Source organism: Amycolatopsis sp. NPDC051061 (assembly GCF_040682935.1).
GTDB lineage: Bacteria > Actinomycetota > Actinomycetes > Mycobacteriales > Pseudonocardiaceae > Amycolatopsis.
In genome coordinates, this window is sequence record NZ_JBFBBZ010000015.1 from 165,517 (window position 1) to 187,485 (window position 21,969).

Annotated in this window: 18 protein-coding genes and 1 pseudogene; 6 read left to right on the forward strand and 13 right to left on the reverse strand. The window is 72.6% G+C overall.

Going from position 1 to position 21,969, the window contains the following annotated elements; genetic code table 11:
- Positions 1 to 5: 5 nt before the first annotated feature.
- The 4 genes from AB0N03_RS22105 to AB0N03_RS22120 are packed head-to-tail and all read right to left on the reverse strand — an operon-like array spanning position 6 to position 5,171.
- Complete coding sequence (locus AB0N03_RS22105) at positions 6 to 914, reverse strand: 3-hydroxyacyl-CoA dehydrogenase NAD-binding domain-containing protein (RefSeq protein ID WP_364374660.1); 909 nt, start codon at positions 912 to 914, stop codon at positions 6 to 8.
- Entirely contained in the window at positions 911 to 2,827 is a 1,917-nt protein-coding gene (locus AB0N03_RS22110; RefSeq protein ID WP_364374663.1) for an acetoacetate--CoA ligase, read from the reverse strand. The genes AB0N03_RS22105 and AB0N03_RS22110 overlap by 4 nt, the downstream gene beginning before the upstream one ends.
- Positions 2,824 to 3,612, reverse strand: a complete 789-nt coding sequence (locus tag AB0N03_RS22115; RefSeq protein WP_364374666.1) for a crotonase/enoyl-CoA hydratase family protein — start codon at positions 3,610 to 3,612, stop codon at positions 2,824 to 2,826. Before AB0N03_RS22115 ends, AB0N03_RS22110 begins: the two co-directional genes overlap by 4 nt.
- The gene (locus AB0N03_RS22120; protein WP_364374668.1) at positions 3,609 to 5,171 is read right to left on the reverse strand and encodes a long-chain fatty acid--CoA ligase; all 1,563 of its coding nucleotides are present in this window, start codon (positions 5,169 to 5,171) and stop codon (positions 3,609 to 3,611) included. The genes AB0N03_RS22115 and AB0N03_RS22120 overlap by 4 nt, the downstream gene beginning before the upstream one ends.
- A gap of 303 nt (positions 5,172 to 5,474) precedes the next feature.
- Between AB0N03_RS22120 and AB0N03_RS22125 the strand changes: the two genes are divergently transcribed.
- Positions 5,475 to 5,897, forward strand: coding sequence for an STAS domain-containing protein (locus AB0N03_RS22125; RefSeq protein ID WP_364374671.1), 423 nt, complete (start codon positions 5,475 to 5,477; stop codon positions 5,895 to 5,897).
- A gap of 149 nt (positions 5,898 to 6,046) precedes the next feature.
- Here the strand turns inward: AB0N03_RS22125 and AB0N03_RS22130 are convergent, their stop codons facing one another.
- Complete coding sequence (locus tag AB0N03_RS22130) at positions 6,047 to 6,304, reverse strand: hypothetical protein (protein WP_364374674.1); 258 nt, start codon at positions 6,302 to 6,304, stop codon at positions 6,047 to 6,049.
- A gap of 32 nt (positions 6,305 to 6,336) precedes the next feature.
- Here AB0N03_RS22130 and AB0N03_RS22135 point away from each other — a divergent pair, with 32 nt between their 5' ends.
- Positions 6,337 to 6,663, forward strand: coding sequence for a hypothetical protein (locus AB0N03_RS22135; RefSeq protein WP_364374677.1), 327 nt, complete (start codon positions 6,337 to 6,339; stop codon positions 6,661 to 6,663).
- A gap of 114 nt (positions 6,664 to 6,777) precedes the next feature.
- Here the strand turns inward: AB0N03_RS22135 and AB0N03_RS22140 are convergent, their stop codons facing one another.
- From AB0N03_RS22140 to AB0N03_RS22170, 7 genes are all read right to left on the reverse strand, one after another.
- Positions 6,778 to 7,695: an anti-sigma factor RsbA family regulatory protein gene (locus AB0N03_RS22140; RefSeq protein WP_364374680.1), complete on the reverse strand. Its 918-nt coding sequence runs from the start codon at positions 7,693 to 7,695 to the stop codon at positions 6,778 to 6,780.
- A gap of 67 nt (positions 7,696 to 7,762) precedes the next feature.
- On the reverse strand, positions 7,763 to 9,484 hold the full coding sequence (locus tag AB0N03_RS22145) for a glycoside hydrolase family 15 protein (RefSeq protein ID WP_364374683.1): 1,722 nt from the start codon (positions 9,482 to 9,484) through the stop codon (positions 7,763 to 7,765).
- Positions 9,481 to 10,488, reverse strand: a complete 1,008-nt coding sequence (locus tag AB0N03_RS22150) for an SDR family oxidoreductase (protein WP_364374686.1) — start codon at positions 10,486 to 10,488, stop codon at positions 9,481 to 9,483. Before AB0N03_RS22150 ends, AB0N03_RS22145 begins: the two co-directional genes overlap by 4 nt.
- A 72-nt stretch (positions 10,489 to 10,560) precedes the next feature.
- On the reverse strand, positions 10,561 to 10,875 hold the full coding sequence (locus tag AB0N03_RS22155) for a hypothetical protein (RefSeq protein WP_364374689.1): 315 nt from the start codon (positions 10,873 to 10,875) through the stop codon (positions 10,561 to 10,563).
- Positions 10,872 to 13,850: an FAD-binding and (Fe-S)-binding domain-containing protein gene (locus AB0N03_RS22160; protein WP_364374692.1), complete on the reverse strand. Its 2,979-nt coding sequence runs from the start codon at positions 13,848 to 13,850 to the stop codon at positions 10,872 to 10,874. The genes AB0N03_RS22155 and AB0N03_RS22160 overlap by 4 nt, the downstream gene beginning before the upstream one ends.
- Before the next feature lie 13 nt (positions 13,851 to 13,863).
- The gene (locus AB0N03_RS22165; protein ID WP_364374695.1) at positions 13,864 to 14,952 is read right to left on the reverse strand and encodes an enolase C-terminal domain-like protein; all 1,089 of its coding nucleotides are present in this window, start codon (positions 14,950 to 14,952) and stop codon (positions 13,864 to 13,866) included.
- Complete coding sequence (locus tag AB0N03_RS22170) at positions 14,952 to 16,745, reverse strand: thiamine pyrophosphate-requiring protein (protein WP_364374698.1); 1,794 nt, start codon at positions 16,743 to 16,745, stop codon at positions 14,952 to 14,954. The genes AB0N03_RS22165 and AB0N03_RS22170 overlap by 1 nt, the downstream gene beginning before the upstream one ends.
- A 347-nt stretch (positions 16,746 to 17,092) precedes the next feature.
- Between AB0N03_RS22170 and AB0N03_RS22175 the strand changes: the two genes are divergently transcribed.
- The 3 genes from AB0N03_RS22175 to AB0N03_RS22185 are packed head-to-tail and all read left to right on the forward strand — an operon-like array spanning position 17,093 to position 20,717.
- Positions 17,093 to 17,626: a 2Fe-2S iron-sulfur cluster-binding protein gene (locus AB0N03_RS22175; protein WP_364374800.1), complete on the forward strand. Its 534-nt coding sequence runs from the start codon at positions 17,093 to 17,095 to the stop codon at positions 17,624 to 17,626.
- A complete protein-coding gene (locus tag AB0N03_RS22180; protein WP_364374701.1) occupies positions 17,623 to 18,630 on the forward strand; it encodes a xanthine dehydrogenase family protein subunit M in 1,008 nt (335 codons plus the stop codon). Before AB0N03_RS22175 ends, AB0N03_RS22180 begins: the two co-directional genes overlap by 4 nt.
- Complete coding sequence (locus AB0N03_RS22185) at positions 18,627 to 20,717, forward strand: xanthine dehydrogenase family protein molybdopterin-binding subunit (RefSeq protein WP_364374704.1); 2,091 nt, start codon at positions 18,627 to 18,629, stop codon at positions 20,715 to 20,717. Before AB0N03_RS22180 ends, AB0N03_RS22185 begins: the two co-directional genes overlap by 4 nt.
- Before the next feature lie 57 nt (positions 20,718 to 20,774).
- Here the strand turns inward: AB0N03_RS22185 and AB0N03_RS22190 are convergent.
- Positions 20,775 to 21,383, reverse strand: a pseudogene (locus AB0N03_RS22190) (IS5 family transposase); the annotation flags it as partial.
- 232 nt (positions 21,384 to 21,615) lie between these two features.
- Here AB0N03_RS22190 and AB0N03_RS22195 point away from each other — a divergent pair.
- Complete coding sequence (locus tag AB0N03_RS22195; protein ID WP_364374707.1) at positions 21,616 to 21,969, forward strand: hypothetical protein; 354 nt, start codon at positions 21,616 to 21,618, stop codon at positions 21,967 to 21,969.

Below are 21,969 nucleotides of genomic sequence, written 5' to 3' on the forward strand. Positions count from 1 at the left end.
CAGGTTCAGGGCAGGTCGGGCTGCGCGGCCTTGGCGGCCAGCAGGCGGTGCAGGACGGCGTCGCGGGCGGCGACGAGGGCACGGTCGTCGGTGCCGGCCAGTTCGGCGCCGACGCCGGCGATGAGCGTTTCGGCCAGTTCCGGGGTGAGGTGGACGCGGCCGAGGTCGCGCCACCACTCTTCGGTCGGCGGGCCGAGGTGCGCCAGCACGTGCGCCAGGCCGCCCGCGCCGCCGGAGAGGTGCTGGTTGAGGAACGGCCCGAGCACGGCCCAGCGCAAGCCGGGCCCGTACGCGATCGCCGTGTCGATGTCGGCGACCGTCGCGATGCCGCGTTCCACCAGCGAGTACGCCTCCTGCCACAGCGCGGCCTGCAGCCGGTTCGCGACGTGGCCGGGTACTTCCCGCGTCAGCCGGATCGGCCGTTTCCCGATCGAGGTGTAGAACGCCACGGCCCGGTCGACGACCTCGGGCGCGGTCTCGCGGCCGGGAACGACTTCGACGAGCGGGATCAGGTGCGGCGGGTTGAACGGGTGCCCGATCACGACCCGCTCGGGATGACGCGGGCAGCCGCGGGCGATGACGCTGGGCAGCAGCCCGGACGAACTGCTCGCCAAGATCACGTCCGGCCGCGCGGCCTCGTCGAGGACGGCGAACAACGCGTGCTTGACGTCTTCGCGCTCAGGACCGTTCTCCTGCACGAAGTCCGCGGCGGCGGCCGCTTCGCCGGCGTCGGCGACGAACCGCAGCCGATCCGTCGACGCGCCTTCGAGGGCCGCGCTTTCGAGAGCACTGCGCAACCGCTCCTCGGCGCCGGGCGCCGGATCGGTGGCGACGACGTCGAGGCCGTGGGCGAGGAACAGCTCCGCCCAGCTCGCGCCGATCACGCCGGTGCCGACGACCGCGACGGTGCTCATCCGCGTGCCGGAAAGTGGTCGAGGGCGGTGGGATCGGCCAGGACGTCCCGGCCGACGACATCGTCGGCCCGGGCGCCGAGCAGGAGTTTCTTCACGGGCAGCTCCAGTTTCTTCCCGGTGCGGTTGCGGGGGATCACCGGGACGGCGGTGATCGTGTCCGGCACGTGCCGCGGCGACAGCGCGCTCTTCAACGCCGTCGCGATCTTCTCGCGCAACGGTGCGTCCAAGGCGCCGTCCCGGAGCACGACGTAGAGCCGGAGGTCGCCGTTGCCGCCCGCCGGATCTTCGAGGTGCACGACGAGCGAGTCGTCGACCTCCGGCAGCTCCTCGACGACGGCGTAGAACTCGGCCGTACCGAGCCGGACGCCGCCGCGGTTGAGGGTCGCGTCGGAGCGCCCGGCGATGACGCAGCTCCCCTCGGGAGAGAACCGGATCCAGTCGCCGTGCCGCCAGACTCCGGGGTAGGTGGCGAAGTACGTTTCCCGGTAGCGCGAACCCGTGTCGTCGCCCCAGAACCCGACCGGCATGGACGGCATCGGCGCGGTGATGACGAGCTCGCCCAGCTCGCCGACCACGGGAGCGCCGTGCTCGTCGAACGCCTGCGCGTCGACCCCGAGGCACGGCCCGGAGATCTCGCCGGCGACCACGGGCTGCAGCGGGCCGCCCTGGACGATCCCGCTGCAGACGTCGGTGCCGCCGCTGCCGACGTTGAGCAGCACGCCCGCGCCGAAGACGTCCCGCACCCAGTGGTAGCCCTCGGCCGGCAACGGACTCCCCGCCGCGCCGATCTGCCGCAGCGCGGTCAGGTCGAACGACGCGGCCGGGTCGAGGCCCGCCTTCCGGCAGGCCATCAGGAAGCCCGGGCTCGCGCCCATCAGCGTCGCGCGGGTCTCGGCGGCCAGGTGCCACTGCCACGCCAGGTCCGGGTGCAGCGGGTTGCCGTCGACCAGCACGATCGACGCGCCGGTGAGCAGCCCCGAGACGAGCGCGTTCCACATCATCCAGGCGGTGGTGGAGAACCACAGCAGCCGGTCACCCGGGCGCAGGTCCCAGCTGAGGCCGTGGTTCTTCAGGTGCTCCAGCAGGAGCCCGCCGTGGCCGTGCACGATCGCCTTCGGCTTCCCGGTGGTGCCGGAAGAGAACAGCACGCACAGCGGGTGTGCGAACCCGACCGGCTCGAAGCCGGGCGCGCTCTCGGTGAGCAGGTCGCGCCAGGCGAGCGCGTCCGGCAGGTCGTGGTCGCCGTAAGGAACGTGGACGACGTGCTCGACGGTCGGCAGGCCGGCGCGGATCTCGGCGACCTCGGCGCGGCGGTCGATGTCCTTGGCGCCGTAGCGGTAGCCGGCCACGGTCAGCAGGACCCGGGGCTCGATCTGGCCGAACCGGTCGACCACCGACCGCGCGCCGAACTCGGGCGCGCAGGACGCCCAGACCGCGCCGAGGCTCGCGGTGGCCAGGTAGGCGACCACGGTTTCGGGGAGGTTCGGCAGGTACGCCACGACGCGGTCGCCGCGTCCGACGCCGAGCCGGGCCAGGCCCGCGCGAGCCCGCGCGACCTGGTCGCGCAGCTCGCCCCACGTCAGCTCGGTGCGGTCCCGCGTCTGGGAGTAGGCGATGACGGCGACCTCGTCCGGCGGGCCGCCGAGGGCGTGTTCGGCGTAGTTGAGGGTCGCGCCGGGGAACCACTCGGTGCCGGGCATCCGCCGGTCCGGCACGACACTCGAAGCGGGGGAGTGGAAGCGGACGCCGAAGAAGTCCTTGATCGACGTCCAGAAGCCATCGAGGTCGGTCACCGACCAGCGGTGCAGCGCGGCGTAGTCGTCGAACACGTGGCCACGGGCGGCCAGCCGACCGAGATACCGGCCGATCTCCGTGGTTTCGCGGACGTCGGGCGCGACCGGGCGCAGGATCATCGGCCGACCTTCCCGGCGCGCTTCTCCAGGAACGCCTGCATCCGTTCCTTGGCCTCGGCGCTGCCGCTCGCGACGGCGGCCATCAGCGACTCCATCAGGTAGCCCTCGGCGGGGTTGGCCTCGGCGATGCGGGGAAGCGCCTGCAGGACGGCGAAGTTCGTGATCGGGGAGTTCGCGGCGATCTTGCGGGCCAGGCCGAGCGCGTGCTCGAAGCCGTCGTCGACGCGGTAGTGCGACAGCCCGGCGGCGTGGCCTTCGTCGGCGTCGAGGACGCGGCCGGTGAGCATCATGTCGGCCATCCGGCTCGCGCCGATCAGCCGCGGCACCCGCACCGACGCGCCGCCGCCTACGAACAGGCCGCGCTGGCCCTCCGGCAGCGCGTAGAACGCCGAGGGCTCGGCGACGCGGATGTGCGCGGCCGCCGCGAGCTCCAGGCCGCCGCCGACGACCGCGCCCCGGAGCACGGCGACGACCGGGACGCGCCCGCGTTCGAGCCGCTCGAAGGAGCGGTGCCACATCATCGAGTGCTCCAGGCCTTCGAACGCGTCGCGCTCGGTGAGCTCGGAAAGGTCGAGCCCGGCGGAGAAGTGCTCGCCCACGGCGTCGAGCACGACGGCCTTGATCCCGCGCGGGGGAGCGCCGAAGAACGTTTCGAGGCCGAGCACGGTGGCGTCGTCGAGGGCGTTGCGCTTCTCGGGGCGTGCCAGCCGCAGCACGGCGACGTCGTCGAGCAGCTCCAGACGCAGCGACGGGGGCAGGAGGGGGGTTGGGAGGGGGGTCGTCATGCGGGTCCGTTCGGGAAGGACGCGGCGGCTCGCGCGCGGAGCTCGACGCGGCGGATCTTGCCGGTGGCGTTGACCGGCAGGGTTTCGGCGAACTGCACGTGCTTGGGCACCTTGTAGCGGGCGAGGTGCCGTTCGAGGTGGGCGCGGAAGGCGGCTTCGTCGAGCTGAGCGCCGGCGCGGCGGACGACGAAGGCGGCGCCGACCTCACCCCAGCGCTCGTCGGCCACGCCCACGACGGCGCACGCGTCGACGTCGTCGAGCCGGACCGCCACCGCCTCGATTTCTGCCGGGTAGACGTTTTCGCCGCCCGAAATGATCAGGTCCTTGACGCGGTCGACCACGTGGGCCCAGCCGTCGTCCTCGACGCGGACGACGTCGCCGGTGCGGAACCAGTCGCCGTCGACGAAGCTCGCCTCCGACTCCTCCGGCCGGTTCCAGTAACCGCCGAACACGTGCGGGCCGCGCACCAGCAGCTCCGCGGGCGTCTCGCCGAGTGGCTCGGGACTCAGCTCGGGGCCGAGGGCGGCGACGTCGGTGAAGAAGTGCGGCACGCCCGCGGCGACGGGATGATCGAGCGTGCCCTCGTGGGTGGCCATCGAAACGCCCGGCGAGGCTTCGGTCATGCCGTAGCCCTGAAGGAGTTTCACGCCGCGGTCGAGCCACGCGCGGGCGACGCGTTCGGCGACCGGCGAGCCGCCGTAGAGCACGCACGTCAGCGAGCTCAGATCCGTGCGGTCCCAGTCCTCGTGGCGGCACAGCATCTCCAGCATGGTGGGGACCGCGGAGAAGCTCGTGATGCCGGCCTCGCCGATCCGGCCGAGGATCGCGCCCGGGTCGAACTTCGCCACCGGTTCCACGCTGCCGCCCTTGAACAGCGTCGGCAGCGTGATCTGGCCCAGCCCGACGCAGTGGAACAGCGGCGCGATGCACAGCGCCCGGTCGGTGCCCAGGACGTCGAGGTGGGCGAGCTGGTTGACGGTGTTGAAGGTGAGGTTCCCGTGGGTGAGGACCGCGGCTTTCGGCCGGCCGGTGGTGCCGGAGGTGTAGAGCAGCAGGCACGGGTCGTCGAGCCGCACCGCGGCGGGCGGCGGGTCGCCGGCGGCGGCGATTTCGGCCTCGAAGTCCAGCCCGCCCGCTGGGCACGACGCGGGGTCCGTCGCGACGACGTGCCGGAGGGCCTCCGGCAGCGGGCCGGCCAGCAGGTCGTCGGTGTCCGGGCTGTGCACGAGCACCGAAGCGCCGCTGTCTTCGAGCATGTAGCGGATCTCGGCGGGGGAGAGGCGGTAGTTGAGCGGCACGAAGAGCGCGCCGAGGCGGGCGGTGGCGAAGAGCGTTTCGAAGACGGTGACGTCGTTGACGCCGAGGTAGGCCACGCGGTCGCCCGGGCGCACGCCGAGCCGGGCGAGTGCGCCGGCGAGCCGGTCGACGCGGGCGGCGAGCCCGGCGTAGGTGCGCGTGCGGCCGGGCTGGACGAGCGCGGTGCGGCCGGGGGAGATCCGGGCCCGGCGCGCGGGCCAGCTGCCGAGGCCGAAGTCGGCCGGGCCGTTCGATCGGGTCACGCCGGGCACCTCCGTGCGCTATATCAGGAACCCTGAGACGCTGTCGAGCATGACCGTCACCCGCACGGGCTGTCAAGGGCGACGGCCCGGAGTGCCGGTTTTTGGTACGTACGCCGGGAAGACGCGCTTTCGGAGGACAGCGCGACGGCGGTATTTCGGCCGTTGGCGGGGTTGCGCCGTTTGGATCAAGTACTAGGCTGCAAGGGGCGGTTCAGGAGCAGCCGCCCTCCCCCGGCTTGCCGGCGTTCGAGCGGGCAGTGGACACCGCTCGGCACGCCATCCGCGACTGAAGGCGTACCCAAGATGTTAGTCGTGCAGCACCCCGCGACGGCGATCCCCATGATGTCGCCGTCCCCCCTCGTGGAACGAAGCTCGTTCGACATCCAGGTGATCCGGCCGTACTTCGGCGCGGTCATGGTCCGGATCCGCGGCGCACTGGACGAGGACAGCGCCGCCGAGCTCGGTTCGGTCCTGAGCACCTGGGCGCACCGCCGGTTCCCGACCCTGGTGCTCGACCTGTCCGAGGTCGACTTCCTGGACTCGGCCGGGCTTTCGGTGCTCGCCGACATCCACGTCCGGACGGTCCGCGAGAGCACCACCCTGCGGATCGTCACCGGCGACAACCGCGTCGTGCGCCGGGCACTGGCCGGCAGCGGCCTCGACCACGCGCTGAACCTGAGCCCGCTGCCTTCGGGCTGGGAACGGGCGACGGAGATCCCGAACTAGCGGGCCTTCCCGTTCTTCGGGATCCCGGCCCGCACCCGGTGCCGCCGCAGCGAGACCGCGAGGCCCGACTCGCCGACCACTCACGCGTGGGTCGGCGTCGTCGGGGCGGGCAGGTCCTGAGCGGTGGCGAGTGCGGCGTGCGCGGACGCTCAGCTTTCGGACAGGCTCTTGATCGTCTCCCGCAGCGCGTCGTCGGTGGGAGTCGGCTCGAGGCCGAACGCCGCCGTCGCCGCCGAAGAGTCCAGGACGAACGGCGCCCGCAGCTGGTACTGCATCTCCACCATCTCCCGGGCCGCGGGGTCGAAGAGCCCGGCCAGGCGCAGGGCGGCGCTCGGCATCGTCGTCACGCGGGCCGCCGGTGCTCCCGCCAGTTCCGCCGCGCGGATCGCCAACCGGCGCAGCGACATCGCCGGGGTATGCCGCGCCGCAGGAGACCGTGGTGCCGGCGTCGAAGGTGATCTTGCTGCTGGCGGCGATCGCCGGCGAGGCTCCGGAGGTCCCGGCCGGGCCGCCGCTGCCCGGCCCGGTCCGGTCCGACCTGCACCGCCTGATCGACGAGCAGGGCGGCGGCCTGTCCGAAGAGCGGCTCGACCGGGCGCTGCTCGCGTGGACGCACCTGTTCGGCCAGGTCAACTTCGAGGTCTTCCACCGCCTCGACGACATGGTCCAGGCACGCACCGAGTATTTCGGGCACCACATGGCTTTGCTGGCGGACCTCGCCGGTCTGCCCTCGGCAAAGGCGCGTCTGCCGGGCGGGACGTCATGAAAGGGTCGTTCATGACGCTGGACGACAGGAAAGAGTCGTTCATGACGTCGCCAACCCCCGCCAACGTCGCGAATGACTCATTCGGGACCTTTGAGCCGCCGGAGTGCACCCTGGTCAGGCGCGGAAGTACGCCCGGAATGTCGTGCCGTGGTCGCCGGTGTGCAGGCGGACCAGGTCGGCCAGGTAGTTGACCAGCAGCAGTCCGCGGCCGCGGGGCTGCTCCGGCGTCGCGGGCCGGCGGCCGGCCAGGGGGTCGGTCAGCGTGCCGCCGTCGTGGACCTCGCAGACGAACTCACCGTCAGCGCTCCACAGCCGGACCGTGCCGGTGCCGCTGCCGTGCTCCATACAGTTGGAGAGCAGCTCCGTGACGACCACCTCGACGTCGGCGACCTGATCGGCGCTCAGCCCGCCGGCGGCCGCGTGGACGTGCGCCACCGCCCGGGCCTTCGCGAGGTCCGTCGTGTCCGGCAGCTCGGTCACGCCATCGGGCGCCGGGGGCAGCGGCCGGTTGTACCGGGCGAGGACGTCGTCGGGGGCGTACGCCGTGCTCGGGCGGCGGCCGGCGCCGTCGATCAGGACGGGGTGCGTCGCCTCGGCGTCGGCGAGCGCGGCGGGGTCGAGGCGCGCTACGTCGTACGGACAGAGGATCGTCACGTCCCGGCCGGTGAAAGCCCGGTTGATGAGCGCTTCGTGCTGCACGCACGCCGGGTACTCGACCGCCGACCGCTCCGCCCAGATCGGTTCGCCGATGATCCGCACCGGGCCGCCGGAGTGGGCGTCGGCGAAGGCCCGCAGCACGCGGGGGATGATCCGCCCGGGGTTGCGGCCGGCGTCGGTCATGTCCAGCAGGCGGACGTCTTCGGCGTCCGCGCCGAGCTCCCGGCGCAGCAGCTCGAGGTTCCGCCCCGGGACGGCGACGGCGACCGGCTCGCCGGCGGCGAGCCCGCTCCACACGAACGGCACGGTGCCGGCCAGGTACTCGGCGTCATCCCGGTAGAACAACGCCGGGTGCGCAAAAGGGTCCGCGCTCACATCGCCTCCCTGGGCCGAGGACCCCACCAGTATGCGCGAGCCGCGTCACCGGTTCGGGGGAACCCCGTCAGGTGAGCCGCTGGGCCGCCTCGAGCAGCATGGCGTGGACGAACGCCTGGGGGAGGTTCCCCCGCAGCTGCCGCTGCCGCACGTCGTACTCCTCGGCGAGCAACCCGGGCGGCCCGCACGCCGCCCGGTTGCGTTCGAACCAGCGGAACGCCTCGGCCCGCTCGCCCTGGTGCCGGCACGCCAGCGCCATCGTGAACCCGCACAGCAGGAACGCGCCTTCGGCCTCGCCGAGGGGCCGCCCGTCGGGGGCGAACCGGTAGACGTAGCCGTCCTCGGTGAGGTTCTCGCGGACCGCCGCCAGCGTCGCGCGGGTACGCGGGTCGTCGGCGGGCAGCGCCCCGCGCACCGGGGGCAGCAGCAGCGCCGCGTCGGTTCCGGCGTGGTCCGGGCTGCGCTTCCAGAATCCGCGCGCGTCGAGACAGCGCGACGTCGTCTCCGCGAGCAGCTTGTCCGCGAGGCCGGACAGCTCCGCTCCGCGATGGGCCGGCACTTCGCGGGCCAGCGCGTGCAGCCCGGCGACGCACGCGAGCCGCGAATGGGTCCACCACGCATCTTCCAGCTCCCAGACCCCGGCTTCCGGGGCGTCCCAGCGTTCGGTGACGAGCCGGACGACGACGTCGTTCGCGCGCTCGACGTCGCCGTCCAGCCGGCCGTGGCGGGCCGCGGCCGCGTGCAGCTGCAGCAGCTCGCCCAGCGCGTCCAGCTGGAACTGGTGGGCGACGTGGTTGCCGACGACGTCGGCGCCACCGGGGTAGCCGGGCAGCTTCAACGTCGTTTCGTCGGGCGGCGGCGTGCCGTCGGTGCGGTAGGCGGGCAGCAGCCGGTCACCGTGGTCGAGGACGCGGGCCGTGCTGAACCGGAGGGCGTCGTCGAGCAGCGGGTGCGGTTCGTCGACCGACACCGCGAGCCCGGCGTAGCACTGGTCGCGCAGCCAGACGTACCGGTAGTCGTAGTTGCGGCCGGCCTCCGAACGTTCCGGCAGGCCCAGCGTGGCCGCGGCGACCATGCCGCCCTCGGCGGTGGTCAGGCCGCGCAGGACCGCGTACGCGTGGCGCGCGTCGCGCGGCGCGACGGTGTTTTCCAGCTCGGGAACCGCGGTGTGCCAAGCGTGTTCGGTCGCCTGCCACAGCCGTCCGGCGTCGGCCGGGTCCGGCAGGCGGCGGTCGCTGATCTCGAGGACGAGGTCGTGCCGCCCGCCGGCCGGGACGGTCAGCTCGAAGCCCAGCCCGTCCTCGCCTTCCACCGCGTCGCCGGCGCCGGTCCACCGGACCCGCAGGTCGCCGGTGCGGCCGGTCCACGTGCCGTCGTCGGCGCGCCGCAGCTCGCGCAGCGACCGGCGGCCGAAGCCGTCGGCCGGTTCGAGCCGGACGCGCAGCCGGACGTCCCGCTCGACGGCCTCGACGCGGCGCAGCAGCACGACGCGGTGCGGATCCCCGGGGTAGGCCAGTGCGTCCCGGCATTCGACGGCGGTCGAGGTCGTCACCCAGCGGTTGCGCCAGATGAGGGTGCCGGGTTCGTAGAAGCCGCCCCAGACGTACGGTTCGGCCGGGCTCACGGTGTAGCTGCCGGTCCCGCCGATCAGCGACGACAGCACCGCGCTGTCGGACCACCCGGGCGCGCAGAGCCAGGCGATGTCGCCGCGCGGGCCGCACAGCGCGCCGCGCTCGCCGTCGGCCAGCAGCGCGTACTCCCGCAGGACGTGCGGGGCCAAGCCGGTCATGACCGGGCTCGGCGCCACACCGCCAGCGCCGTCGCGGCGAGCGCGCTCCCGCCGGCGGCGAGCAGGCCGTGGTGCCGGCTCGCCCACAGCTGGAGGCTGCGCGGGGTGGCCTTGGCGTCGAACTCGCCGTGAGCGCCGTAGTCCCGCGTGCGGTCCGCGGGGGCCCACAGGTTCGACGGCTGGTCGGCGGGTTTCGCCTCGCCGGTCTGCTGGGACTTGAAGCCCGTCTTCGCGAGGTAGCGGTCGAGGATCCCGGGTGCGACGGCGTTCGCGACGAGCGTCCCGACGGTGCTGCCGCCGACCCAGTACTCGCGCCGGCGCGGGTGGTCGGCGGCGTGCAGCACGGCTCGGGCGGCGACCTCCGGCTGGTAGATCGGGGGCACCGGCTGCGCGTGGTCCGGCAGCTTGGACAGCACCCACGAGAACTGCGGCGTGTTGACGGCCGGCATCTGCACCATCGTCGTCCGGACGTGGCTGCCGTCGTGCAGCAGCTCGCAGCGCAGCGCCTCGTTGAAGCCCTGGATGGCGTGCTTCGCGCCGCAATACGCGCTCTGCAAAGGAATTCCGCGGTAGGCGAGGGCCGAGCCGACCTGCACGATCGTGCCGCGGTCGCGGGCCTTCATCCGGCGCAGGGCGGCCATGGTGCCGTGCACGTAGCCGAGGTAGCTGACGTCGGTGACACGGCGGAACTCGTCGGGCTCGATCTCGGCGAAGGGGGCGAACACCGAGGTGAACGCGACGTTGACCCACACGTCGATCGGGCCGAGCTCCTTCTCGGCCCGCTCGGCGGCGGCGTCGACCTGCTCGAACTCGGCGACGTCGGTGGGGATTTCGAGGGCGGTCCCGCCGCCGCGGGTGACGTCCTCGGCCGCGGCGCGCAGTCCTTCTTCGCCGCGCGCCAGGAGCGCGACGCGGGCGTGGCGGGCGCCGAAAGCCCGGGCGACGGCCCGGCCGATCCCGCCGCTCGCGCCGGTCACGACGACGACCTGGGTGGTGCCGGACATGATGGCCTCCGTTCTCGTTGCCGGGTAAAGATCTTGAATGAGTCATTCAGGTCTTCCCGTGTCCTGGATGACTCATTCAAGACGTTCGGTGGGGCGGGGCCGGGCCGCGCGCGCCCAGGAAGCCGCGACGACCGCGTTCGCCAGCGCCGCCGCCCGCCAGCGGCGGGACACCGCGGCCAGGCCGAGCATGCTCACGCTGTGCGCGACATCGGCGGTCCAGCCCCAGCGCGCCACGACACCGTCCGGCCGCCGCAGGGTGGCCCCGGCCTGCGCCAGGTGGCGCGCGGCGAGGACGAGCGCCAGTTTCCGCGGCACCGGGAGGTACCGCGAGGCGACCAGCACCCCGGTGCCCCACACGACCCGCGCCGACGCGACCCGGCGAGTCATCGCGCACCTCCCTTGCCGAGGGCGAACGCGAGGAGCTCGGCCAGGTGGACGCCTTCCCGGCCGCCGCTGTCGAGCTGGTGCAGCTGCGTCCGGCAACTGAAGCCGTCGGCCAGCACCGCCGTGTCCGGCGCGGCCTCGCGGACGCGGGGGAGCAGGACGCGCTCGGCGCACGCCTCGGAGACGTCGAGGTGGCCCTTCTCGAAGCCGAAGTTCCCGGCCAGGCCGCAGCACCCGGAGTCGAGGTGCTCGGCGTCGACGCCGGCCGCTTTCAGCAGGCGCGCGTCGGCGTCCCAGCCCAGGACCGCGTGCTGGTGGCAGTGCACCTGCGCGATCGCCTTCGCGTCGAGCCGCGGCGGGCGGTAGCCGGGGGAGTGCTCGGTGAGCAGCTCGGCGAGGGTGACGGTCTGCGCGCGCAGCCGCCGGACGTCCTGGTCGCCGGGGAACAGCTCGGCCGCGTCGGAGCGGAACACCGCCGTGCAGCTGGGTTCCAGGCCCACGACGAGCCCGCCCTCGTGCAGGTGCGGGGCCAGCGCCCGGACCGTGCGGGCCAGGATGTGCTTGGCGGTGCCGAGCTGCCCGGTCGAGATCCAGGTGAGCCCGCAGCACAGGGCGGCGGACGGCATGGTCACCCGCCACCCCGCGTCTTCCAGCACCCGGACCGCGGCCTGCCCGACGTGCGGGTGGAACGAGTTGGTGAAGGTGTCCGGCCACAGCAGCACCGTGCCGCGGGCGCCGCTGCCGGACGGCCCGCGCCGGGCGAACCACTGCTGCAGCGTTTCCCCCGCGAACAAGGGGACTTCACGGTTTTCGACGCCGGCCGCGAGGGTCGCCAGTCGCCGCAGACCCGGCGCGTGCGTGAGGGCGTTGACCAGCCGGCCGGCCCGGAGCCGGCCCACCACCCGCGCGAACGCCGGCAGCCAGCCCATCGTGAAGTCCGACCGCGGCCGCCGCCACGGCCGGCCCGCGTAGTGGTGGGAGAGGAACTCCGCCTTGTAGGTCGCCATGTCCACATTGGCCGGACAGTCGGTCTTGCACCCCTTGCAGGACAAGCAGAGATCGAGCGCGTCCCGGACCTCGGTGGAGCGCCAGCCGTCGCCGACGGGGCTGTCGCCGTGCCCGTCGAGCATCTCGAACAGCAGCCGCGCCCGGCCGCGGGTCGAATGCTCCTCCTCGCCGGTCACCTGGTAGGAGGGGCACATGACCTGGCCACCGCTGGTGGCGTGCTGGCGGCACCGCCCGACGCCGACGCAGCGGTTGGCGGCCTGGGCGAACGAGCCGCCGTCGTGGGGGAAGCGGAAGTGCAGCCCTTGCGGGTCGGCGGGGGTCCAGTCGCTGCCGAGACGCAGGTGCTCGTCGAGCCGCGCGGGCGCGACCACCTTGCCGGGGTTCATCCGGTTCCCGGGGTCGAAGACGGCCTTGAGCCGGCCGAACGCCGTCACGATCTCCTCGCCGAACATCTTCGGCAGCAGCTCGCCGCGGGACTGCCCGTCGCCGTGCTCGCCGGAGAACGAGCCGCCCATCGACGCGACGAGGTCGGCCGCGCGCTCCATGAACCGGCGGTAGGTCGCGACGCCGTCGGCGGTGTAGAGGTCGAACGGGATCCGCGTGTGCACGCACCCCTGGCCGAAGTGGCCGTAAAGGCTCGGGCCGGTGTCGCTCGCGTAGCCGAACTCCTCGTACAGCGCGGTCAGCTTCCGCAGGTACTCGCCGAGCCGCTCGGGCGCGACCGCGGAGTCCTCCCAGCCTTCGAACGTGTCCGCCTTGCCGGGTACGTGCGCGGTGGCGCCGAGCCCGGCTTCGCGGACCTGCCAGAGCTCGTTCTCGCGATCGGGGTCGTCGAGGAATTCGACGTCGGCTTCGTGCTCGGTGTCGCGGAGAGCGTCGAGCATCTTGTGGGCCTGGCGCTCCGCCTCCTCGTGCGTCGACGCGGCGAACTGGACCATCAGGAACGCGCGGCCTTCGGGCATCTCGGCCAAGGCCTGCGGGTTCATGTCCTTGATCTGCTGGTCGCGGATCAGCTTGTGGTCGACGCCTTCCAGGGCGACCGGCTCGTGCGGGAGGATCGCGGGCACGGCGTCGGCGGCCTTCGCGATGCCGGGGTAGCCGAGCACGACGAGCGTCCGCTCGGGCAGCACCGGCACCAGCTCCAGCTCGGCCCGCAGCACGGTGACCAAAGTGGACTCACTGCCGACGAGCAGCCCGGCGACGTCGAAGCCGTGCTCCGGCAGCAGGGAATCGAGGTTGTAGCCCGACACGCGCCGCGGGATGTCCGGGAACCGGCGGCGGACCTCGTCGGCGTACTCGTCGCGCAACCGCCGCAGCTGCCGGTAGATCGCCGCCCGCGGGTCGCCGTGGCGCTCGATTCCCGCGTACTCCTCGTCGGTCGTTTCCTCGCACCAGAACCGGGTGCCGTCGTAGGTGAGGACCTCCAGCCGCGCGATGTTGTCGACGACCTTGCCGGTCCGCTGGGCCGTGGCGCCGCAGGAGTTGTTGCCGATCATCCCGCCGAGCGTGCAGTTCATGTGCGTCGCGGGCTCCGGCCCGAACCGCAGGCCCGTATCGGCGAGCTGCCGGTTGAGCACGTCGAGCACGATCCCGGGCTGCACCACGCACGTGCGGGCGGCCGCGTCGACGGACTCCAGTTCGGTGCAGTACTTCGAAAAGTCGAGCACGACGGCCGTGTTGGTGCACTGGCCGGCGAGGCTGGTGCCGCCCCCGCGGGACAGGATCGGCGCCCCGAACTCCCGGGCCACCGCGATCGCCGCCACGGCGTCGTCCGGCGTGCGGGGGACGACGACGCCGATCGGGACCTGGCGGAAGTTGGACGCGTCGGTCGAGTACGCCGCGCGCGTCCCGCGGTCGAAGCGCACCTCGCCGTCCACCCGCTCGCGCAGGGCCGCGGCGAGCGCATCGGCGTCGAGGTCTTCGTGGTCCGCGTGGCGCACCACGGGGTCGGGAAGCTGGACGGCTCCCATCGCGGGTCCTCCTTCAGAGTGCGTACTCGGCCGCGGCTTCGGGCCGGAAGACGAGTCCGTGGCCGGGCGCGGTCAGCTCGGGGGTGACGGTGCCGCCGGTGGGGTCGAGGCAGCCGTCGAAGAACCGGCGCTCGATGCGGTCGTGGTCGGCGAACCACTCGATGTGCCGGAAGTTCTGGGTGGCCACCGCGGCGTGCGCCGAGAGGTTCGGGGCGCAGTGGGCCGACACGTCGCGGTTCACCGCCGCGGCGAGCGCGGTGGCCCGCTGCCACTCGGTGAAGCCGCCGCACCGGGTGACGTCGACCTGCAGGCAGTCGACCGCCGGCAGCATGCGCGCGAAGTAGGGCAGGTCGTAGCCGTACTCCCCGGCGGCGATGTCCGGCCCGCCGGGGAAGCGCGTCGCCGCGAGCCCGGGCAGGTCGTCGCTCGAGACGGGTTCCTCGAACCACGTGACGCCCCACTCCAGCAGCCGTTCGGCGACCCGGCGGGCCTGGCCGGGGGAGTAGGCGCCGTTGGCGTCGACGTAGACCTCGACGTCGTCGCCGACCTTGTCCCGCGTCACGGCCACCCGGTCCAGGTCGCGGGCGACGCGGCCGCCTGAGGACTCGCCGATCTTGATCTTCACGCGCGGGATGCGCTGCCGGCGCACCCAGTGGTCCAGCTGCGCGACCAGCTCGCCGTCGGTGAGCGTGGTGAAGCCACCGCTGCCGTACACGGCCACCTCGTCGTGCACCCGGCCGAGCAGCCGGCAGACGGGCAGCCCGAGCGAGCGGGCGGCGGCGTCCCACAACGCGATGTCGACGGCGGACAGCGCGCACGAGACCAGGCCGGGGCGCCCGAGGTTGCGGATGGCGTGGCGCATGGCCGCCCAGCAGGCGGGCACGTCGAGCACCGGGCGGCCGCGGACGGCCGCGGCGAGCACGCCTTCGATCAGCGGCACGCAGGCCGCGTCGGCGTAGGTCCAGCCCAGCCCGGTGACGTCGCCGGCGTCGACGTGCACGACGACGATCGTGGTGGCGTCCCAGGCCAGGGTCCCGTCGGCCTCGGGCGCCGGGGTCGGTACCCGGTAGGCCCGGGCGCCGACCCGCACGATCGTGTCCATCAGTTCTTCCGGCCCGGCAGGAACTCCTGCAGCTTCGTCTTGACCCCCTGCACGACGAGGTGGAACGCGTCGGGGTCGCCCTTGAGGACGGCCTCGGTCGCCGACTTCATCTGCTCGAACGTCGCGTGCGGCGGGATCGGTGGCACGTCGGGGTCGCAGCGGACGTCGAGCACGGCCGGCTTGCCCGCGGTGAGCGCGGTGTCCCACGCGGACGCGAGCTGGTCCGGCTTGTCGACGGTGACGGCCGTGAGCCCGAGGGAGAGCGCGAAGCCGGCGTAGTCGACGTCCGGCAGGCTCTGGGACTCCTCGAACTTCGGCGCGCCGCCCATCGCGCGCAGCTCCCAGGTGACCTGGTTCAGGTCGTTGTTGTGGAAGACGCAGATGACGCAGGTCGGGTCGCTCCACAGGCTCTGGTAGCGGGCGATGGTGATCAGCTCGGCGAGGCCGTTCATCTGCATGGCGCCGTCGCCGACGAGGGCGATCACCGGCCGGTCGGGGTGGGCGAACTTGGCGCCGATGGCGTACGGCACGCCCGGGCCCATCGTAGCCAGCGTGCCCGACAGCGATCCGCGGATGTCGCCACGGATGCGCAGGTTGCGGGCGTACCAGTTGGTGGAGGAGCCGGAGTCCGCGGTGACGATGGCGTTCTCCGGGATCCGCTTCGACAGCTCGGACACGATGGCCATCGGGTTCACCGGGTCGGCGTCCACCGCGGCTTCCTTCTCGACGGTGTCCCACCAGGAGGCGACGTTCTTTTCGATCGTCTCGCGCCACGACCGGTCCGGTTTGGCCGTGAGCTTCGGCAGCAGCGCGCGCAGGGTGGCCGCGCTGTCGCCGACGAGGTTGACCTCGGTCGGGTAGCGCATCCCGATGAACCGGCCGTCCAGGTCGATCTGCACCCCTCGGGCCTGGCCGAAGTCCGGCAGGAACTGGCTGTACGGGAAGTTCGAGCCGACGATCAGCAGCGTGTCGCAGTCGCGCATGAGCTCGTAGCTGGGCCGGGTCCCGAGCAGCCCGATCGAGCCGGTCACGTACGGCAGCTCGTCGGACAGGACGTCCTTGCCCAGCAACGCTTTCGCCACGCCCGCGCCGGTGACCTCGGCGAGCTGCCGGACCTCTTCGGCCGCGCCGCGCGCGCCCTGCCCGACCAGGATGGCGACCTTCTCGCCGGCGTTGAGCACTTCGGCCGCGGCGTCGATGTCCTGTTCGGGCGGGACCGGCGCCGACCAGGACGTGCCCGGCGGGCTGGAGGGCACCTGCTTGAAGGCGTGCTTCGGCGCTTCGTAGGGCTCTTCCTGCAGGTCGGCGGGGATGATGAGCGCCGTCGGGCAGCGAGACGACTGCGCCGTGCGGATGGCGCGGTCCAGCGCGTTGGGCAGCTGCTCGGCGACGTTGACCTCGACGAGGTATTCGCTCGCGACGTCCTTGTAGAGCGCCTGCAGGTCGATCTCCTGCTGGTAGCTGCCGCCCATCGCGCTGCGCGCGGTCTGCCCGACGATCGCGACGACCGGGACGTGGTCGAGCTTCGCGTCGTAGAGCCCGTTGAGCAGGTGGATGGCGCCGGGGCCGGAGGTGGCCATGCAGACGCCGACGTTGCCGCTGAACTTCGCGTAGCCGACGGCCGCGAAGGCGGCCATCTCCTCGTGGCGAGCCTGCACGAACCGCGGCTGGTTGTCCGCCTTGCCGAACGAGGCGACGAGGCCGTTGATCCCGTCGCCCGGATAGGCGAAGACCTGTTCGACACCCCACTCGCGCAAGCGCTGGAGCAGGTAGTCGCCGACCGTCTGAGCCATGGGATCTCCTCACCGTGCTGTTGGTTCCCCGGGCGAGTACCCCGATGCGGAGCGGGTACGCCGACGTGCGGCAAAGATCCCTCAGGAGAGAGATGTCCGCTTCGCGCCCGCCCGCGTCCGACGCCCGGACGACCGGGTGGCCGATCCCGCTGACGCCGTGGGCGCCGTGCCGGCGCGCGGGCTTCCGCCGTGTGGGCGAACTCCCTGCAGAAGCGCTCGACCTGGTGTCGCGGCTCGGCGGGCAATGGTCACCACGACCTGACCGGCGCACGCGGGTACGTGTTTCGGCGCCGGGTGAGTGGGTACCGCCCTTCTACGCGAGCTACCGGAAGGCGGCGAACGACCTCATGACCACGGAATCCCTGGGTGCCGCGCGCAAGGTCGGGCTGAAGGTCGACGGAGTCACGCACGAGTTGACCGTCGATCCACGGCGTACCCTGCTCGACCTGCTGCGGGAGCAGATCGACGTCTACAGCGCCAAGAAGGGCTGTGACCACGGTCAATGCGGCGCCTGCACCGTGCTCGTGGACGGCCGCCGGGTGCTGGCCTGCCTCATGCTCGCCCTCGCCTGTGACGGTGCGGAGGTCACGACGGCGGCCGGGCTCGCCGGGGACGACGGCGAACTGCACGCGGTGCAACGAGCTTTCCTGGCGCACGACGCTTTCCAGTGCGGCTACTGCACGCCGGGGCAGATCTGTTCGGCCGCCGGGATGCTGCGGGAATTCGGCGAAGGCGCGCCCAGCCACGTCACCTCGCCGGTGGCCGACCGGCCACAGTGGACCGATCGGGAGATCGCGGAACGGATGAGCGGGAACCTCTGCCGGTGCGGAGCGTACGCCGGCATCGTGGCGGCGGTCCGGGAAGCGGGTGACCCGCGATGAAGCCGTTCACGTTCGGCAAGCCGGCCACCGCGGCCGAGGCGGTGCGTGCCGTGGCGGACGAGCCGGACGCGGTGTTCCTGGCCGGTGGCACCAACCTCGTCGACCACCTGAAGCTGGGGGTCGCCCAGCCGGCCCACGTCATCGACGTGACCGGCCTGACCTCGGCGGACGTCCGCGATGACGACGGCGGCGGCCTGGTGATCGGGGCCGGCGTGCGCAACAGCGACCTCGCGGCCGATCGCCGGGTCCGTGAGCGGTTCCCGGCCTTGGCCGAAGCGCTGTTGTCGGGCGCCTCCCCGCAGCTGCGCAACATGGCGACGGTCGGCGGCAACCCGTTGCAGCGCACCCGCTGCGTCTACTTCCAGGACGTCACGACGCCGTGCAACAAGCGGTCGCCCGGCTCCGGCTGCTCGGCGCGCGGCGGCTACACCCGGCACCACGCGATCCTCGGCGCCTCGGACGAGTGCGTCGCGACGCACCCGTCGGACATGGCGGTCGCGCTGCTGGTGCTGGACGCGCGGGTGCACGTGCTCGGCGCGTCGGGAGCGCGCGTCGTGCCGTTCGCCGAGCTGCACCGGCTGCCGGGCGAGCACCCGGAGCGCGACACCGTGCTCGAACACGGTGAGCTGATCACCGAAATCACCCTGCCCGCGACGCCGTGGTCGCACCGGTCGGCCTACCGCAAGGTCCGGGACCGGGCGTCCTACGCCTTCGCGCTGGTTTCCGTCGCGGCCGCTCTGTCCCTTTCGGACGGCCGGATCGACGACGTCCGGATCGCGCTCGGCGGGGTGGCGCACAAGCCCTGGCGTGCCCTGCGCGCCGAGGAGGCCCTCCGCGGCGCGTCACCCGGCGAAGACGTGTTCCGGGCGGCCGCCGACGCCGAACTCGCCGACGCCCGGCCGCTGGACGGCCTGGACGGCGGAAACGCCTTCAAGATCCCGCTCGCCACGCGCACGCTGGTCGCGGTGCTGCGCGAGCTGACCGCCGAGGAGCGTGCCCGATGACCGGACTGCTGGAACCCCGGGCCATCGGCCGCGGCCTCACCCGCCGTGACGGGCCGGCGAAGGTCACCGGCACGGCGCCGTATGCCTACGAAGCCCCGGTGGAACGGCCGCTCTACGTCCACCCGGTGCAGGCGACGATCGCGCGCGGCCGGTGTCACCACATCGGCACGGTCGAAGCCGAGTCCGTGGACGGCGTGCTGCGGGTGCTCACGCCGTTCACCGCCGAGCGGCTCGCCGACACCGGCGACGCGGAACTCGCGGTGCTGCAGGACTGCGAGATCCCGTTCCGGGGCCGGGTGATCGCCCTCGTCCTGGCCGAAACGTCCGAAGCCGCGCGGCACGCGGCGGAACTCGTCGACGTGGACTACGAAACCGAGCCGCACGACGCCCGGTTCGCCGCCGACCGCAGTGATCTGTACAAGCCCGACAAGGTCAACCCGAGTTTCGAGACCGACACGGCCGAAGGCGATGTCGACGCCGCGCTCGATGAAGCCGACGTCACGATCGAGCAGACCTACACGACGCCGATGTACCACAACAACCCGCTCGAGCCGCACACGACGACGGCGTTGTGGGAGAACGACACGTTGACGCTCTGGGATTCCACCCAGGCCGTGCACTCGGTGCGGTCCACGATCGCCGGCGTCTTCGGCCTGCCCGCCGAGCGGGTCCGGGTGATCTGCCCCTACATCGGGGGAGGCTTCGGGTCGAAGGGCACGCCGCACGCGAACGTGGTGCTCGCGGCGCTGGCCGCGCGGGCGGTGCCGGGCCGGCCGGTGAAGCTGGCCCTGACCCGGCAGCAGATGTTCAGCCAGGCCGGCTACCGCACCCCGACCGTGCAGCGCGTCCGGCTCGGCGCCGGCCGGGACGGGCGGCTGCGGGCGATCGGTGTCGACGTCGTGGAGCAGACTTCGCGGATCAAGGAGTTCGCCGAACAGACCGCGGTGCCGGCCCGGATGATGTACGCCGCGCCGCATCGGGCGACCAGCCACCGGCTCGCCGCGCTCGACGTCCCGGTGCCGTCGTGGATGCGGGCACCGGGGGAGTGCCCGGGCATGTTCGGCCCGGAGGTGGCGATGGACGAACTCGCCGCGGCGCTCGGCGTCGACCCGGTCGAGCTGCGGATCCGCAACGAACCGGACCGCGATCCCGAGACCGGCAACCCCTACTCGAGCCGGAACCTGGTCGCCTGCCTGCGCACCGGCGCCGAACGCTTCGGCTGGGCCGGTCGCGACCCCCGCCGGGGCACCCGCCGGGACGGCCCGTGGCTGGTCGGCACCGGCGTCGCGGCTTCGGTGTACCCCGCCAAGCGGATGCCCGGTTCGACCGCGGCGATCCGGTTCGAGCGGGGCCGCTACGCGGTCGAAATCGGCGCGGCCGACCTCGGGACCGGCGCGTGGACCGTGCTCCCGCAGATCGCGGCCGACGCACTCGACGTGGACGTCGGCTCGGTCGACATCCGGATCGGCGACACCGCCTACCCGGCCGCCACCGTGGCCGGGGGTTCGACCGGGACCGCGTCGTGGGGCTCGGCCGTGGTCGCGGCCGCGCGGGTGTTCCGCGAGAAGTACGGTCCGGAACCCGACGAGGGCGACGAGGCCGAGGCCGACACGCCGGAGAACCCGGCCGAGGAGAAGTTCGCGATGTACGCCTTCGGGGCGCAGTTCGCCGAAGCCCGCGTCCACGCCGACACCGGGGAGATCCGCGTGTCGCGGCTGCACGGCACGTTCGCCGCGGGGCGGATCGTCAACCCGGTCACGGCGCGGTCGCAGCTGCTCGGCGGCATGACCATGGGCCTGTCGATGGCGTTGCACGAAAACAGCGTGCTCGATCCGCGGTTCGGTCACGTCGTCAACCACGACCTCGCCGAGTACCACATCGCGACCAACGCGGACGTCGACGACCTGCGCGCGGACTGGGTCGAAGAGGTCGATCCGCACGTCAACCCCATGGGCAGCAAGGGAATCGGCGAGATCGGGATCGTCGGGACCGCGGCGGCCGTGGCCAACGCGGTCCACCACGCCACCGGCACGCGGGTCCGGGCCCTGCCGATCACGTTGGACAAGCTGCTGCCCGGCCTGGTGTGAGCGGACCCGGCCGAGGACCGGCCGGCACCGTCCTGAAAGCGTGTCTCACGTGGTGAGTTTGCGGAGGACCCAGCGTCGCAGGTCGGGTTGGTCGTAGGCCTTGTCGGCGTGTAGCTTGGCCGGCTTGCGACGCCGCGGGCCACGGCGGGAGCGGATCGCCCGGGATCGCCATCACCAGTGGCTTGAGCGCGGCCGAGTCGTTTGTGTTCGCGGCGGAGACCGCGACGGCCAGCGGCAGCCCGGCACGGTCGGACAGGGCGTGGATCTTCGAACCCGGCTTGCCCCGGTCGACCGGGCTGGGACCGGTCATAGATCCCCCCCTTTTCGCCAGAACGCAGGCACCATCCACGATCGCGCGACTCCAGTCGATGAAGCCCCGGCCGCCGAGTTCGTCCAGCAGCGCATGGTGCAGCTGCCGCCACGGCCCGGCCTTGGTCCACTGGCCGAAGCGCCGGTGCGCGGTCTGGAACGGCACCCCGAACGAGGGCGGCAGATCCGGCCACGCGCATCCGCTGGTCAGCACATACACAATCGCCGTGAATACCGCACGAGCGTCCACCGGGGCCGTGCCACGCCCTGCGGGCGCGGCTCGAACACCGGGATCAACGGCTCCGCCAGCGCCCACAGCTCATCCGGCACCAACCGCAGCGACAACCGATCAACCACAGCCAAGATCATCGCTCACCAGCGACCGATCACCACGTAAGGCACGCTCTAAACGGCTGCGTCATCGCCGGACACGCCCCGTTACCTGTTTGGTGCCGACCTGTGCCGCCACAGAGCAATTGTCAACACATGTGGAGAAAGCGAATCCGACAGTCGTTTGGGGTGGTCGCCGGTCGTGTAGTGGATATAGTCGTGAACTGCACTTCGGATATGTGCGTTGAGGCGGTGAGCCATGCGGACGGAACCACTGTTGCTGGGCGTTCGGGTAGCTGTTGGGCCGGACGGAGATGCCGAGGAGCTCGCGGAGGCCACCCGGCAGGTCCGCCGTGAGCTACACGCCCTGGACGTCGAGGCGGTGCGGACGCCCGCTGGGGGCGATGCGCCGGCGGGTAGCAAGGGGTTGGAGCTCGCGGCATCGGGGGCACTGGTCGTCAGCGTCGGCCGGTCGCAGGTCCTGAGCTCGATTCTGGCAGCGGTTCGGACCCGGCCGGCCGGCCTGCAGCAGCGCACCGTCCGGCTCGAGCTCGACGGAGACCTGCTGGAGCTGACCGACGAATGGCTGCTGCGGCACGGAAGCCGGCAGTGA